General features: G+C 72.0%; 1 protein-coding gene. It reads right to left on the bottom strand.

Annotated elements, in window-relative coordinates; genetic code table 11:
• Nucleotides 1-1,063 (bottom strand): aminotransferase class III-fold pyridoxal phosphate-dependent enzyme (locus tag B7X32_RS20955; RefSeq protein WP_292724182.1); only part of this gene is annotated, 1,063 nt, incomplete at its 3' end.
• Nucleotides 1,064-1,267 lie beyond the last annotated feature (204 nt).

The raw sequence follows: 1,267 nt of genomic DNA, 5'->3' as shown, positions 1-1,267 counted from the left end.
AGGCGCGCTCCAGCAGACCCTCGGTCTCGTAGGCGTCGATCGCGGCGAGCGCGGCGGCGCAGGCCACGGGGTTTCCGCCGTAGGTGCCGCCGAGGCCGCCCGAGTGCGAGGCGTCCATGATCTCGGCGCGGCCCGTGACGGCGGCCAGCGGCATGCCGCCGGCGATGCCCTTGGCCGTGGTGATGAGATCGGGCTCGATGCCGAAGATCTCGCTCGCGAACATCGCGCCGGTGCGGCCGAAGCCGGTCTGCACCTCGTCGGCGATGAAGACGACGCCGTTCGCGCGGCACCACTCCACGATCGCGGGCAGGTAGCCGTCTGCGGGGACGATGAAGCCGCCCTCGCCCTGGATCGGCTCGATGATGACGGCGGCCAGGTTGTCGGCGCCGATCTGCTTCTCCAGCTGGAGGATCGTGCGGGCCGCCGCCTCGGCGCCGGACAGGCCGTCGCGGAAGGGGTAGGAGGCCTGCGCGCGGTACACCTCGGGGGCGAACGGCCCGAAGCCGCTCTTGTAGGGCATGGCCTTGGCGGTGAGCGCCATGGTCAGGTTGGTGCGGCCGTGGTAGCCGTGGTCGAAGGCGACGACGGCCTGACGGCCGGTGTGCTTGCGGGCGATCTTGATCGCGTTCTCGACCGCCTCTGCGCCCGAGTTGAACAGGGCGCTCTTCTTGGCGAAGTCGCCGGGGGTGAGGCGGTTGAGGGCCTCCGCGACCTCCACGTACGACTCGTACGGGGAGATCATGAAGCAGGTGTGGGTGAACTGCGCGGCCTGGGCGGCGATGGCCGCGGCGACCTTCGGGTGCGCGCTGCCGACCGTGGTCACGGCGATGCCGGATCCCAGGTCGATGAGCGAGTTCCCGTCGGCGTCGACGACGACGCCACCGCCCGCGGCGACCGCGGCGACGGGCACGGTGTGCCCCACTCCGGCGGGGACGGCCGAAGCCTTGCGGGCGAGGATCTCGGCCGAGCGCGGGCCGGGGAGCTCGGTGACGAGGCGGCGCTCCTGGGGAAGGGAGGGGCCGCCGAGGGGAAGCGTGTCTGCCTGCGCGTCGATGGTGCTCATGGCGTCGAGACTACGGAGGTCCCCGCCCGGCAGCATTCGCCGTGGCGTACAATCTGGATCACGATTTCGCCGATCCGGCCAGGCCGCGATCGGCTGCGAAGGAGCCCCGCCCATGGACCAGCAGCCCACGCTGCGCACCCTGCTCGGCCGCCGCGATCTGCATCTGCGGCTGGTCGGATCCGAGGCGGCGCTGCCTGCCGGATC

The sequence above is a fragment of the Microbacterium sp. 13-71-7 genome (assembly GCF_002257455.1).
Lineage (GTDB): Bacteria > Actinomycetota > Actinomycetes > Actinomycetales > Microbacteriaceae > Microbacterium.
This window is presented reverse-complemented; position numbering and strand designations above follow the sequence as displayed.